The sequence below is a fragment of the Francisella sp. XLW-1 genome (genome assembly GCF_008711455.1).
GTDB classification, from domain to species: Bacteria; Pseudomonadota; Gammaproteobacteria; order Francisellales; family Francisellaceae; genus Francisella; species Francisella salimarina.
Window position 1 is genome coordinate 1 of sequence record NZ_VXKP01000022.1, and the last position, 953, is coordinate 953.

The following is a 953-nucleotide window of genomic DNA, read 5'->3' on the forward strand; positions in this document are numbered from 1 at the left end:
AAATAAAATTCAATAGTTTCTTTAAACATTTTCTCAAAGTCTTGTGATGGTTTCCAACCTAGCTGGTTCTGAATCTTACTATTATCTATAGCATATCTCCAGTCATGTCCTTTTCTATCTTCGACAAATGATATTAACCTATTATGTGGAGCATGCTCAGGCTTATACTCATCCATTAGCTTACATATAGTATTTATAAGTGTCAGATTATCAACCTCATTAATACCACCTATATTATAAACTTCTCCTATCACACCCTTTTCAACCACTGTTTGTATAGCATCACAATGATCTACCACATACAGCCAATCACGAATATTTGAACCATCTCCGTATACCGGAATAGGCTTTTGGTTAATACAGCTATTAATCACAACTGGTATTAACTTCTCAGGATGTTGATATGGGCCATAGTTATTTGAGCAGTTTGAAATAGTTACAGGCAACTTATAAGTATGATGATATGCCCTAGCAATATGATCAGATCCCGCTTTAGATGCAGAATATGGTGAGTTTGGCTCATATGCCTTTGTCTCGGTGAATGCCGGATCATCTTTTGATAATGTACCATACACCTCATCTGTAGATACATGGTGGAACTTACAATTAGTTTCATCTAATCCTAACTCATCCAACCAGTATCTTTTAGCACAATTTAAAAGTGTAAATGTACCTATTACATTTGTCTCCAAAAATACCTTAGGATTAGCAATTGAGTTATCTACATGAGATTCTGCTGCAAAATGCACTATAGTTTCAATATTATGATTCTTAAGAGTCTCATATACTAACGCTTCATCACAAATATCTCCTTTGATAAAAGTATGATTATGTTCATTTTCTAGATCTTTTAGATTATCTAAACTACCTGCATAAGTAAGCTTGTCATAAGATACTATTTTCACATCATCATATCTTGATAACATCATACGCACATAATTGCTACCTATAAA

At 33.4% G+C, this 953-nt stretch carries 1 protein-coding gene; it reads right to left on the bottom strand.

Going from position 1 to position 953, the window contains the following annotated elements; translation table 11 throughout:
- The coding region (gene rfbB, locus F3D59_RS09885) for a dTDP-glucose 4,6-dehydratase (RefSeq protein ID WP_150464773.1) at nt 1–953 on the bottom strand (953 nt) is incomplete at both ends.